This is a genomic window from Streptomyces sp. NPDC001568 (assembly GCF_042893755.1).
GTDB lineage: Bacteria > Actinomycetota > Actinomycetes > Streptomycetales > Streptomycetaceae > Streptomyces.
The window spans coordinates 174,802-188,168 of sequence record NZ_JBIAVF010000021.1; the positions used below are offsets into that span (position 1 = coordinate 174,802).

Here is a 13,367-nt window from a genome sequence, read left to right on the forward strand (position 1 = left end):
TCCGATCGGTGTGCGGGAAGCGGTTCGGTGAGTGGGGCGGATCCGGTGGCGTCCGGTGGGTCAGGCGCCGGCGGGCGCGCCGGTGCGCAGGTCCTTCTTGGAGACCTTGCCCACGCCCGTGGTGGGGAAGGCGGTGACGAACACGACCCGGTCGGGCACCTTGTACGCCGCCAGCCCCCGTTCCCGTACGAACCGGCGCAGCGCGGCGCCCGTGACGGGCTCGGCGTCCGCGCGCGGGATCACGTACGCGCAGGTCCGCTCGCCCAGGTAGGGGTCGGGTTCGGCGACGACGTTGGCGTCGTGCACGGCCGGGTGGGCCAGGAGGTGGTTCTCCACCTCCTCCGCGGCGATTTTCTCCCCACCCCGGTTGATCTGGTCCTTCGCCCGCCCCTCGACGACCAGGTGGCCGCTCGGGGTGGCCCGTACGAGGTCGCCCGTACGGTAGAAACCGTCGGCGGTGAACGAACGGGCGTTGTGCTCCGGGGCGTTCCAGTAGCCGCGGATCGTGTACGGGCCGCGCGTCAGCAGGTGGCCGACGGCGCCCTCCGGGACCGGACGGTCCTCGTCGTCGACGATCAGGATCTCGTCGTCCGGGGAGATCGGCCGGCCCTGCGTGGTGACGATCAGCTCCTCGGGATCGTCGAGCCGGGTGTAGTTCACCAGGCCCTCCGCCATGCCGAACACCTGCTGGAGGGTGCAGCCGAGGGCCGGTCGCACCCGGCGCGCCGCCTCCTCGCTGAACTTGGCGCCGCCGACGAGGAGCACCTCCAGGCTGCTCAGGTCGTGCGGGGTGCGTCCGGCTGCGTCCGTCCACACCAGGGCCAGCGGCGGTACGAGCCCGGTGATGGTGACCCCCTCCGCCTCGATGAGGGGGAACGCCACGTCGGGCACGGGCTGCGGGGCGAGTACCACGCGACCGCCCGCGTACAGCGCGCCCAGCGAACCGGGGGAGGAGAGGGGGAAGTTGTGGGCGGCCGGCAGGGCCACGAGGTAGACGGAGTCCGCGTCCACCCCGCAGAGTTCGTTGGAGCCGCGCAGGGAGTAGAGGTAGTCGTCGTGCGTGCGCGGGATCAGCTTGGGCACGCCCGTGCTGCCCCCCGACAACTGGAGGAACGCCAGGTCCTGCGGTCCCGGCCGGTGCGCGGGGAAGTCCGGACCCGGCTCCTCGGGCACCTCGGCCAGGGCGGTGAACGCGCCCGGCTCCCCGTCGGCGACGAACACGTGGCGCAGCCGCGGCGCGTCCTCGCGCACCTGCGCGGCCAGTTCGCGGTAGTCGAAACCGGCGTGCGCGGACGGGATCACGTAGGCGACGGCCTCCGTGAAGGAGCAGAAGTAGCCGATCTCGGACCGGCGGTGGGCGGGCAGCGCGAAGACGGGCAGCGCACCGAGGCGGAACAGCGCGAAGACGACCTCGAAGAACTCGGCGGTGTTCGGGAGCTGCACCACGACCTTGTCCCCGGCGCCGATGCCGCGCGCGGCGAACCCGGCGGCCATCCGGAGCGCCCGCGCGTCGAGTTCGCCGTACGTCCAGGCCCGCCGGCCGCCGTCGGGGCCGCCCTGCGGGTCGACGACCGCGATCCGGTCGGGGTGCGCGGCGGCGCGTTCGGCGAGCATGCCGCCGAAGGTCTCGCCGCGCCACCAGCCCGCCGCCCGGTAGCGGTCGGCGAACGCGGCCGGCCAGCCGGGCGCTTCGGGCGCGCCGGCTCCCGCGGCCGGCCCGGTTGCTTCGGTGCTCACAGCGCGACCCCCACGGCCTGCAGGAACGTACGGAACTTCGCCGCGGTCTCCGCGGTCTCCTCCTCGGGCCGGGAGTCGGCGACGATCCCCGCTCCGGCGTACAGCCGCAGCCGTCCGCCACCACCCGGACCGCCGGCCTCCTCGGCCTCGGCGCAGCGGATGGTGACGACCCATTCGCCGTCGCCGGATGCGTCCTGCCAGCCGACCATCCCGGTGAAGTATCCCCGGTCGAACTGCTCGGTCTCACCGATGACCCGGCGCGCGACGTCGGTGGGCGTACCGCAGACGGCCGGGGTGGGGTGGAGTGCGCAGGCCAGTTCCAGCGCGGTCAGGTCCGGGTGCGCCACGGTGGCGGTGAGGGTGGTGGAGAGGTGCCACATGGTCGCGGTACGGATCAGCGTGGGCCGCTCCGGCACGTCCAGGTCGGTCGTGTACGGAGCCAGCGCCCGACGCATGGCGTCGACCACGACGGCGTGCTCGTGCAGGTCCTTCGCCGACCGCAGCAGGGCGGCGGCGCGGCTGACGTCCTCGGCGAGATCGGCGCTGCGCGGGACGGACCCGGCCAGCGGATTGGCGACGAGCCGCTCCCCGCGACGGGACACGAGGAGCTCCGGGCTGGCGCCGACGAGGGTGCGCCCGGCGCCGGTCGGCAGGGCGAAGTTGTAGGCGCCGGGGTCGCGGCGGGCCAGCCGCTGGAGCATCGCGGGCAGGTCGAGCGGTGCGTCGGAGGCCAGCTCCAGGGAGCGGGCGAGCACCACCTTGTCGAACTCGCCGGCGCGCATCCGCCGGACGGCGTCCGCGACGCCCCTGCCGTACACCTCGGGCTCCGGCACGGGGGTCACCGTCCACTGGGCGCCGGACGCGGGCTCGGGCGGCAGGGCGATGAGCGGGTCGGCGACCAGCGGCGGCCCCTCGGACACGGACTGCGGTACGACGAGGGCGGCGGGCGCGTCCGGGGCGAAGGGGATGCTGCCCATCACCAGCGGGCGGACGTGGCCGCTGCCCGCGGCCCGGGCAACGGCGGAACGGACCCGCTCCGGCAGGGGCCGCCCGTCGTCGGGCACCTCGGCGTGCACGCCCTCGGCGAGCAGGGTGCGGGTGGGGGTGGCGAGGAAGCGCCGTCCGGGCCGGTAGGCGTCGAGAAGGCTGGTGGCGGCGCCCACCGAGGGGTGGGCGGGCACGCCGGCTGCGGTGGGGCTGGCGGTTGGGTGGACCGTCGGCACGGTGACTCCTGTTCGGGGAAGGGGGGTGAGGGGCCCGCGGGGCGGCGGCCGTCGCGCGGTGCGCGCGGCCGGGCGGCGGTGACGGGACGGGGCGTGCGGCGGGACGCGTGGGCTGTGGCGGTGGGCCGGGTGCGCGGTCAGCGCAGGGTGGCGCCGCCGTCCACGTAGAGGTCCTGCATGGTGATGTGCCGGGCCAGGTCGGAGCAGAGGAAGGCGACGGAGTCGGCGATGTCCTGGGGGTCGGCGATCCGCCCCAGCGGGATGCCGGTGCGGTAGCTCGCGAGGTCACCCTCGATGACCCGTCGGGGCGCGTCCGCGTCGGTCCACAGGGCGCGCTGCATCGGGGTGTCGGTGGAGCCGGGACAGACCGAGTTGCAGCGCACCCCGCTCCCCGCGTACTCCAGTCCCACGCACTTCGTGAACATCACGGAGGCGGCCTTGGAGGCGGCGTACGCGGCCATGTGGGCGCGCGGGATGCCGGCCGCGTTGGAGGCGACGGTGACGATGCTGCCGCCGCCGCGCCGGGCCATCGAGGCGACCAGGGCCCGGGTGGTGTGGAAGACGCCGGTGGCGTTCACCGCGAAGGTTCGGGCCCAGTCCTCGTCGGTGAGTTCGGCGGCGGGCGCGGTGCGCAACACCCCGGCGACGTTGACCAGGATGTCCACCGGTCCGAGTTCCCGCTCGACGCGGGCGACGGTGAGGTCGACGGCCGTGCGGTCGGTGACGTCCAACGGGTACGCGTGCACGCGGCCCGCCCGCTCCCCGCCGGCGGCCCGCGCCTCCCGGGCGGTGTCGTTCGCGAGTGCGGTGAGACCGTCGGTGAGCAGATCCGTCGCGGCGACCTCGGCGCCGAGGCCGGCCAGGGTGCGGGCGACGGCCTCGCCGATGCCGCGCGCGGCGCCGGTGACCAGCGCGATCCGCCCGTCGAGCCGGGAACGGCCGGTCGGTGTGGCAGCGGACATGGGTCCATCCTCCTGGGATGAGATGAAGCGGGAGGTTGAGGGTCGGGGACGGGACGTCCCGTCCCCGCCGGCGGGGACGGCCGTCCGAGCAGGCCGGCCGGCCCCCGCCGGCGCGGGGGGCGTTACGCGGGCCGGGAGGCGTTCAGCGCCCGCGCCACGAGCGGACCGATCCGGTCCAGCGCCGACGGGGACATCAGCTCGTCGTGCTCGCAGTCCAGGACGTGCTCGTCGATCCGCCCGTCCAGGTAGGGCGGCCACACCCGACCCGGCGCCTCGGCGGCCGGGGTGCTGCGGCCCGCCGTGACGAACAGGACGTCACCGCGGTAGCGCCGGGTGCGGCTGCGCGACAGCAGCCGTACGCAGTGCATGTTGGTGGCGACGATCGAGTCGAGCAGCGCCTCGTCGAAGCCGGCGAGCAGGCCCTGGCTGTCGCGGATCGCCCGGATGGCCTCGGACCGGTCCGGGGCGGCGCCGTCGGCGCCCCGCGCGGCGTCCGGCGACAGGCCGGCCACCGACAGCAGGAAGCCGCTCTCCTCCCGCTCCAACCGCTCCTGCCAGCCCGGCTCGTCGACGTACGCCCAGTCGTCGGTCTCCGGCGGGTACGCGTCGAGCAGCCCGAGGAAGGCGACCTCCTCACCGCGTTCCTGGAGCAGCGCGGCCAGCGTCTGCGCCACCGTCCCGCCGAAGGAGTACCCGAGGAAGTGGTACGGGCCCTGCGGCTGGACCGTCCTGATCCGCTCCAGGTACAGCTCCGCCAGCCCCGCCACGTCCGTGACGTCCGGCTGCGCACCCGACAGGCCGGGCGACTGCAGGCCGTACACCGGCCGGTCCGCGTCCAGATGACGCAGCAGACCGGTGTACTGCCAGCTGAAGCCGGAGGCCGGGTGGAAGCAGAACAGCGGGGCCGCCGTGCCGCGTTCGCGCAGCGGCATCAGGATCCGCAGCGCGTCGCGGCGGGCGTCGTCACCGATCCGGGAGGCGATGTCCGCCACCGTCGGGGCGGACATCACCGTGGCCACCTGGATCGGGATGCCGAGCTCCGCGCGGATCCGGCCGACCAGTCGCATCGCCAGCAGCGAATGCCCGCCCAGCTCGAAGAAGTTGTCCTCCGCGCCGACCCGCTCCAGACCCAGCACCTCCGCGAACACGGCGGCGATCAGTTCCTCCCGGGCGTCCTTGGGCGGCCGGCCGCCGGCGTCCCCGAAGTCCGGTGCGGGCAGCGCCGCCCGGTCCACCTTCCCGTTCACCGTCAGCGGCAGCGCCGCCAGTTCGACGAAGGTCGACGGGACCATGAACTCCGGCAGTGCGGAAGACAGTTCGGCCCGCAGTCGGGTCGCATCGTTCGATCCCGCGGCGGAGGGCACCGTGTAGGCGACCAAGCGCTTCACCCCGGATGCCCCGGTGTGCACGGCGACGGCCGCGGCGGACACGCCCGGCAGGTCGGAGACCGCCGACTCGATCTCACCGAGCTCGATCCGGAAGCCCCGGATCTTCACCTGGTCGTCGGCCCGGCCCAGGTAGTCGAGCCGGGCGTCGGGCCGCCGGCGCACCAGGTCGCCGGTCCGGTACATCAGCGTGCCCGGCTCGCCGAACGGGTCGGCGACGAACCGCTCGGCCGTCGGCGCGGGCCGCCCGAAGTACCCGCGCGCCAGCCCGGCACCCGCCAGGTACAGCTCGCCGGACACCCCGGCCGGGACCGGACGCAGCGCACCGTCCAGCACGTAGGCGCGGGTGTTGCGGATCGGACCGCCCACGCACGAGGAGTCGCTGTCGGCGACGTCCGCGCCGAGCGCGTTGATCGTGTACTCGGTGGGACCGTACAGGTTGTAGCCCATGGTGCCCTCGGTGCGCCGGAGCAGGGCCCACAGGGAATCGGGCACCGCCTCACCGCCCAGCAGGAACAGCGCGGGACGGTGCCGGTCCGCGTCCAGCAGACCGGCCTCGATCAGCTGCTGCCCGTACGACGGGGTCACGTTCACCACGTCGATGCCCACCCGGTCGTAGTGCGCCGTCAGCGCGGCCGGGTCCATCCGGAGCCCCTCGCCGATCACGTGCACCTCGTGCCCGTCGACCAGCCAGAAGAACTCCTCCCACGACATGTCGAAGGCGAACGACACGGTGTGCGCCACCCGCATCCGACGCGTCCCCGCGAGCCGTGCCGCCGGCGAGAAGATCCGCTCCCGGTGGTTGAGCAGCATGTTCGTCAGACCCGCGTAGGGCACCACGACGCCCTTGGGGCGTCCCGTGGAACCGGAGGTGTAGATGACGTACGCGGGATGCCTGCCGTCCCGGCGGCCGATCAGCTCCTCCTCGGACAGCCCGGCGCCGGACAGCGCCGCCAGCTCGGCCACCGTCGCCGGGTCGTCCAGCGCCAGGGCCGGCGCACCCTCCACGACCGGGACCCGGCCCGCCACCGGAGCCGTCGTCACCAGGCACAGCGGGCCCGCGTCGCGGACCATCGTCGCCAACCGGTCCACCGGGTGGTCGAGGTCCAGCGGCAGGTACGCCGCCCCCGTCTTCAGTACGGCGAACAGCGCGACGACGAAGTCCGCCGAGCGGGGCAGCCCCAGGGCCACCACCCGCTCCGGGCCGGCTCCCCGCGCCACCAGGGCGCGCGCCAGCCGGTTGGCCCGACCGTCGAGCTCCGCGTAGGTCAGCCGCTCGTCCTCGAAGACCAGCGCCGTCTCGTGCGGGGTCCGTGCCGCCTGCTCCGCGAACAGGTCGATCACGGTGGTGTCCGGCACCGGCCGGCCCGTCTCGTCACCGCGGGCCAGTTCGGCCGCCCGCTCCTCGGGCGTCAGCGTGGCCAGCCGGCCCACCGGCAGCGCCCCGCCGTCGGCCAACTGTTCCACGAGCAGGCCCAGCCGCCCGGCGAGGCCGCGCGCGGTCTCCTCGTCGTACAGGTCGGGGCGGTAGGCCAGGGTCAGTTCCAGCGACCGGCCCGGGGTGACCGCCAGGGTCAGCGGATAGTGGGTGCCGTCCACGCTGTGCGTCCAGCCGATCTGGTGCTCCGCGACGGCCGCCTCGCGGGCCGCGTCGTCCAGCGGCGTGTTCCGGAAGACGTACAGGGTGTCGAAGAGCTGCCCGATGCCCGTGTCCCGCTGCACCGGACCCAACCCCACGTAGTGGTGCGGCAACAGCGCGGCGTGCTCGCCCTGCACCCGCACCAGCAGGTCCCGCAGCCGCTCGCCCGGCCGCAGCGCCACCCGGAACGGCAGCGTGTTCATGAACATGCCGATCATGCGGTCCACACCGGGCAGGTCGGCGGGGCGGCCCGAGACGGTGGCGCCGAACACCACGTCGTCGCGGCCCGTCATCCCCGACAGCGCCATCGCCCAGGCCGTGCTCAGCACCGTGTTGAGGGTGACCCCGGCGCCCCGCGCGAAGACCCGCAGCCGATCGCTCGTCGCCTCGTCCAGCGACAGGTCCACGACCTCCGCCGTCACCGGCGTCCGCGCCGGGTCGGCGGGCGCCACCAGGGTGCCCTGCTCCAGACCCGCCAGGTGCGCGCGCCACGCCCCCACCGAGGCGTCCGTGTCCACGGCCGCCAGCCACCGCAGGTACTCCCGGTACGGAGTCACCGGCGCGGCCTCCTCCAGCGCGGCGCCGCGCGCCCCGTACAGCGCGAACAACTCCTCGAAGAACAGCGACTCCGACCAGCCGTCCGTCAGGATGTGGTGCTGCGTCACGCACAGCATCCACCGGTCCTCGGCGAACCGCAGCAGGCTCACCCGCATCAGGGGCGGCGCCGCCAGGTCGAACCGGGTGGCCGCGTCGGCCAGCGAGAAGGCGCGCAGCGCCGCGTCCTGCCCGTCCCGATCCAGTCCGGTGTGGTCCACGACCTGCCAGGGCAGCTCCCACCGGCCGGGCACGACCTGGACAGGACCCGGCAGACCCTCGTGCCAGAACCCCGACCGCAGGTGCGGATGGCGGCCCAACAGCGTCTCGAACGCCGCCCGCAGCGCCCCCTCGTCCACCGCGTGCCGCAGCTCGACGAAGTTCTGCATCAGGTAGACGTCCAAGGCGTGGTCGTCGTACACCGCGTGGAAGTACAGGCCCTCCTGGAGCGGGGCCAGCGGCAACACCTCCTCGCCCGACGGGAACACCCCGTCGAGCACGGCGCGCTGCTCCGAGGTCAGTTCCACCAGCGGCCCGTCCGCGGCCGGCAGCTCCACCGCCGGCTGCCCGGCGGTCCCCGCCGAACCCGCCAGCCGGGCCGGAGTACGGTGCTCGAACACGTCCCGCGGGGTCAGCACGAGGCCCTCCTTGCGGGCCCGCGCCACCAGCCGGATCGAGACGATGCTGTCACCGCCCAACGCGAAGAAGTCGTCCTCCACCCCGACGGATTCGAGCCCCAGGACCTCGACGAACACCGCGCACAGCTGCTCCTCGGCGGGCGTGCGCGGCGCCCGCGACGGGGCCGCCCCACCGAGCGCCGGAGCGGGCAGCGCGGCCCGGTCCAGCTTGCCGCTGACGTTCACCGGCAGGGCCTCCAGGACCACCACCGCCGCCGGCACCAGGTAATCCGGCAGCCGCGCCGCCAACCGCTCCCGTGCCTCCACCGGGTCGACGTCCCCGGTGACGTAACCCACCAGGCGCTTCACCCCCGGCGTGTCCTCCCGGACCACGGCCGCCGCACCCGCCACCCCGTCCAGGGCGCTCAACTCGGCCTCCACCTCACCGAGTTCGATGCGGAACCCGCGGATCTTGACCTGGTCGTCGGCCCGGCCGAGGAACTCCAGCTCCCCGTCCGGCCGCAACCGCACCAGGTCGCCCGTGCGGTACATCCGGCTGCCGGCAGGCCCGTACGGGTCGGCCGTGAACCGCTGCGAGGTCAACGCCGGTCTGCCCAGGTAGCCGCGGGCGATGCCGTGACCGGCCAGGTACAGCTCACCCGGCGTGCCCGCCGGCACCGGACGCAGCGCCCCGTCCAGGACGTACGCCGCCGTGTTGCCGATGGGCCGTCCCACCACCGCCGTCCGCGACACGGACAGGTCGGCGGCGAGGGCGTCCACCGTGTACTCGGTGGGACCGTACAGGTTCACGGACATCACCCCGGGAGCGGATCGCACCTCGCTCCACACCGACTCCGGCACCGCCTCACCGCCCAGCAGCAGCAGACCCGGCCGGTGGTGTGCCGCGTCGAGCAGCCCCCACTCCAGCAGCGCCTGCGCGTGGGTCGGCGTCACGTCCATGGCGTCGATCCGCCGCTCGCGGACGTACTCCACGGTGAACTCGGCGTCCCTGCGACCCACTTCGTCCAGGACGTGCAGTTCATGGCCCGCGATCAACCAGAACAGCTGCTCCCAGGAGGTGTCGAAGCTGAACGAGGCCGTGTGCAGGGCGCGCAGCCGCCGGCCGCCGGCCGCCGCCACCACCGGCCCGAGGATCTCGGCCAGGTGGTTCGCGTACAGGTTCGACAGGCCGCCGTGCGTCAGCACCACACCCTTGGGCACACCGGTGGAACCCGAGGTGTAGATCACGTATGCCGGGTGCGCCCCGTCCACCGCCACCACCGGGAAATCCGCTGCGTACGAGCCGAGTTCACGCTCCGCGCCCGGCGCGTCGAGCACGATCCGGTCCGGCCCGGAGCCGTCCTCGGCGGGCAGCAGCCCCACCGCGGCGCCGGTCGTCACCACGCACAGTGGACGCGCGTCGCCGAGCATCAGCGCCAGCCGGTCCGCCGGATGGTCCAGGTCCAGCGGCAGGTACGCCGCACCCGCCCGCAGCACCGCGAGCACGGCCACGGCCGAGTCCACCGACCGGGGCACGGCCAGCGCCACCACCGTGTCCGGGCCCGCACCCCGCGCGGCGAGCAGCGCCGCCAGCCGACCGGCCCGCTCGTCGAGCTCGGCGAACGTCAGCCGCCGCTCCCCGGCGACGACCGCGCAGGCGTCCGGCGTGGCCGCCGCCTGCTCCGCGAACCGGTCGGCGACCGTCCCCGCGGGGACGTCGCGCACGGCGCCGTGCCAACCGGCCACCAGCTCGGCCCGTTCGGCGGGCGTCAGCAGCTCCAGGGAGCCGACCGGCAGCTCCGGATCGGCCGCGACCTGCTCCAACAGGTCGGCGAACCGCTCCGCGAGGACCGTCACGGTACGACCGGTGAGCAGATCGGGCCGGTATTCCAGGGCCAGTTCGGCCCGCTCGTCCAGGGACACCGCCAGCGTCAGCGGGTAGTGGGTGCCGTCACGGGCCTCGACGCCCGTCACCCGTACCCCGTCGGAGAGCGCCGGCCGGGCCGCCGGATCCACCGGGTAGTTCTCGATGACGACCAGGGTGTCGAACAACTCTCCGCCACCGGCCTGCTTCTGGATCAACCGCAGCCCCAGGTGGTGGTGGGCCAACAGTGCGTTCTGCTCGTCCCGGAACCGGCGCAGCACCTGAGCCACGCTCTCCCCGGGGCGCGCGGCCAGACGCACCGGGACGGTGGTGATGAACAGTCCGACCATCGACTCGACGCCCGGTATCTCCTCCGGCCGGCCCGCCACCGTCAGCCCGAACAGCACGTCCTGACGGCCCGTCAACGACCCGAGCAGCAGGCCCCACGCCGCCTGGATCACGGTGCTCGGCGTGGTGCCCAGCTTGCGGGCCGTCGCCGTCAGCCGCGCCGTCGCCGCCTCGCTCAGCTCCAACCGGTGCACACCCGGCCGCACCGCCGTCCGCGCCGGGTCGGCCGGCGCCACCAGCGTCGCCCCGTCCACCCCCGCCAGGGCCGAGCGCCAGGCCGACTCGGCGGCGCCGGAGTCCTGCCGCTTGAGCCACTTCAGGTAGTCCCGGTACGGGCGTACGGGAGACAGCCCGGCCGCGTCGCCGTCCCGGTCGTACAGCGCGAGCAGATCGGCCACGAGCAGTGGCATCGACCAACCGTCGACCAGGATGTGGTGGACCGTGATCACCAGCCGGTGCTCCTCGTGCCCCAGCCGGGCCAGCGCGAGGCGCAGCAGCGGCGGCCGGTGCAGCTCGAACCGGCGCGCCAACTCGGCCCGCTCGACCCGACGGACCGCAGACGGGGACGGGTCGTCCGAGAGGTCGACCCGGTCCAGGGCGAACGTCACCTCGGCCGGTACGAACTGCACCGGCTGCGGGACGCCCTCGTACCAGAACCCGGCCCGCAGGTTCGGGTGCCGGCGCAGCAGCGCCGTCGCCGCCCGCTCCAACCGGTCGGCGTCGACCGGCCCGCCCAGCGACACCGACACCTGCACGGTGTACACGTCCGGGGCGCTGCGGTCGTACACGGAATGGAACAGCATGCCCTGCTGCAAGGGGGACAGCGGAAGCATGTCCTCGATACGAGCCTGCGTCACTGCTGGGCCCTCCACATTTCTTCGAGCATGGCGATCTGGTCCTGGTCGAGTTCGACCAGGTCGAGGTCCGAGGGGGTGTGCCCCGCGGTGGTGCCGCCGGATGCCCAGGCGGCGAGGGTGTCGAGCGCGACCGACCAGCGGTCGGCGATCAGCGCGACGGTCTCTTCGGGCAGGGCCTCACCGGCCCTGACGAACACGGCGACCAGCTCCGGACCGTCCGCGCCGTCGACGATCTCGACGTTGATCTCCAACGCGTGCGACAGCGGCAGCTCCGGATGCGGCCGGCCCGACAGGGCCCGCGCCTCCGCGGCCGGACCCCACGCCGAGGGGTCCGCGCCGGTCTGCCGGCCCAGGTAGTTCCAGAGGATCTCGGCGTTGCCCGTGGCGGCGAACAGCGCGGCGGTCGCCGGGTTCCCGTACCGCAGCAGACCGGCGCCGATGCCTCCGTCGGGTACCTCGCGCAGCAGCTCCTTGACCTCCTTCAGGGCGGTCCCGGCGTCCTCCCGCCCGTCCAGCACGGCGGCCGGATCGTAGGAGGACGCCGCCAGCCGCACCGGATGGATGCTGGTCAGCCACCCGACGGTACGGGTGAGGTCGGCGCCCGGCAGCAGCTCCTGCTCCCGGCCGTGACCCTCCAGGTCGACGGTGAACCCCCGCCCACCGGACCGCCCTCGGCGGGCCGCCCACTCGCCGACGGCCAACGACAACGCCGTCAGCAGCGTGTCGCCGACCGTCCCGTGGAACGCCGACGGCACCGCTTGCAGCAGTGGCGCCGTGCGCTGCGCCGACAGGCGTACGGTCAGCGCCCGGGCGGTCGCCGCCGTGTCCCGGGCCGGGTCCAACGGCCGGTCGGCGAGCAGCGGCCCGCCCGGCGCCGCCGCCAGCCAGCGGTCGAGCTCCGCGGTGCGTCGGGGGTGCTGCGCCTCGGCCAGCAGGTGGGTGGTCCACGTCCGCAGCGAGGTCCCGACGGGTTCCAGCACCGGCACCCGGCCCTCGACCGCCTGCTCGTACGCCGACCGCAGATCGGGCAGCAGGATCTGCCAGGACACCTCGTCCACCGCCAGGTGGTGCGCGGCGATCAGCAGCCGCCCGGCGGCGCCGGGACCCCGGTCGAGGTGAACGGCCCGCACCAGCGTCCCGGCCACCGGGTCGAGGAGCCCCGACAGTCGCGCCGACTGCCCGGCGACCAGCTCGCGCAGCTCGGCGTCGCCGGCCGCGGACGCGTCCACGCGCTCCATCACGACCGACGCCGTCACCGAGCCCGCCGGCCGCACCTCGGCGCTCCACACCCCCGGCCGGGGCACGGTCAGCAGTTGCCGCAACCCGTCGTGGTGGTCCAGTACGGACTGCAACGCGGTCGCCAGGTGCGCGTGCGCCACCCCGGCGGGCAGCAGCACCAGCCGGGCCTGCCCGAACGAGGCGAACGGGCCGCCGCGCGCGGCCAGCCACTGCGCGACCGGCGGCAGCGGCAGCGGGCCGGGGCCGCCGTCCGCGGCCCGGACCGGGGCCGCCGACGCGTCGGCGCGCCAGGTGGCGACCTCACCGAGAGCGGCCGGCGTCGGGTGCTGGAAGATCTGCCGGGCGGACACCGTCAGGCCCGCCCTGCGGGCCAGGCCCACCAGCCGGATGGAGACGATGCTGTCACCGCCGAGCTCGAAGAAGTTCTCCTCGGCGCCGATCGACGGCAGTCCGAGCACCTCCGCCATCAGGGCGGCGAGCAGGTCCTCGGCGCTGCCGGCCGGACCGGACGGCTCCACCGCGACCGCGACCGCCACGGGTCGGGCCGGCGCCACCGGCGCCGGCAGGGCCCGGCGGTCGAGCTTCCCGTTGGGCGACAACGGGAGCCGCTCCAGGGGTACGAACACGGCCGGGACCATGTACTCGGGGAGCCGGGCGGCGGCCAGGGCGCGCAGGGCGTCCTGATCGACGGCGGCCGTGGGCGCCGGGACGACGTACGCCACCAGGCGGTGCACCCCGGGAACGTCCTCGCGCACCAGCACGGCGACCTGCTCCACGCCGGACGCGGAGGCGAGCACCGCTTCGATCTCGCCGGGTTCGATGCGGAAGCCGCGGAGTTTGATTTGGTCGTCGGTGCGGCCGAGGTAGTGGAGGTGGCCGTTGGGGAGCCATTGGGCGAGGTC

Annotated in this window: 5 protein-coding genes; all 5 read right to left on the reverse strand. The window is 74.6% G+C overall.

Annotated features, from left to right (window positions below; genetic code table 11):
* Nucleotides 1-60: 60 nt before the first annotated feature.
* The gene (locus ACFY0I_RS32820; RefSeq protein WP_388902548.1) at nt 61-1,737 is read right to left on the reverse strand and encodes a (2,3-dihydroxybenzoyl)adenylate synthase; all 1,677 of its coding nucleotides are present in this window, start codon (nt 1,735-1,737) and stop codon (nt 61-63) included.
* A complete protein-coding gene (locus tag ACFY0I_RS32825; protein WP_388902550.1) occupies nt 1,734-2,960 on the reverse strand; it encodes an isochorismate synthase in 1,227 nt (408 codons plus the stop codon). The genes ACFY0I_RS32820 and ACFY0I_RS32825 overlap by 4 nt, the downstream gene beginning before the upstream one ends.
* A 137-nt stretch (nt 2,961-3,097) precedes the next feature.
* Nucleotides 3,098-3,922 carry a 2,3-dihydro-2,3-dihydroxybenzoate dehydrogenase gene (locus tag ACFY0I_RS32830; protein WP_388902552.1) on the reverse strand — a complete coding sequence of 275 codons (825 nt, stop codon included), beginning with the start codon at nt 3,920-3,922 and terminating at the stop codon, nt 3,098-3,100.
* 122 nt (nt 3,923-4,044) lie between these two features.
* Nucleotides 4,045-11,202 carry an amino acid adenylation domain-containing protein gene (locus tag ACFY0I_RS32835; RefSeq protein WP_388902566.1) on the reverse strand — a complete coding sequence of 2,386 codons (7,158 nt, stop codon included), beginning with the start codon at nt 11,200-11,202 and terminating at the stop codon, nt 4,045-4,047.
* A 20-nt stretch (nt 11,203-11,222) separates the two neighbouring features.
* On the reverse strand, nt 11,223-13,367 hold a 2,145-nt coding region (locus tag ACFY0I_RS32840; RefSeq protein WP_388902553.1), incomplete at its 5' end, for a condensation domain-containing protein.

Excerpts from the sequence above, each read along its gene's own strand:
- ACFY0I_RS32830 (WP_388902552.1), bottom strand. The coding sequence starts at position 3,922 with ATGTCCGCTGCCACACCGACCGGCCGTTCCCGGCTCGACGGGCGGATC.
- ACFY0I_RS32835 (WP_388902566.1), bottom strand. The coding sequence starts at position 11,202 with ATGCTTCCGCTGTCCCCCTTGCAGCAGGGCATGCTGTTCCATTCCGTG.